Annotated in this window: 1 protein-coding gene; it reads right to left on the bottom strand. The window is 60.7% G+C overall.

Features of this window, described 5'->3' with window-relative positions; genetic code table 11:
• The coding region (locus AC0L3B_RS40160) for a hypothetical protein (RefSeq protein ID WP_473383568.1) at positions 1 to 242 on the bottom strand (242 nt) is incomplete at both ends.

The raw sequence follows: 242 nt of genomic DNA, 5'->3' as shown, positions 1-242 counted from the left end.
CCGCCACCCAACCACCCAGGTGCCCATAATTGTGGCGGGCGTTTAGACGCAGGCTGACAATGCCGGCCAGCTCGCTGCTTTCACGCACCTGCATGCCCAGGCTCAACAGCTCGCCGTCACGGTATTTCTCCTGCATTCCATTGATAAAAGCCTGCGCCGTTTCCAGGGTGTAGGGCGATGGAATATTCGCTGTGTTGTCGGCGATGTTCGGCCCGTTGGCGAGCCTGCACAGCGTCTCGGCC

The sequence above is a fragment of the Bradyrhizobium sp. Kon56 genome (assembly GCF_055807635.1).
This window is presented reverse-complemented; position numbering and strand designations above follow the sequence as displayed.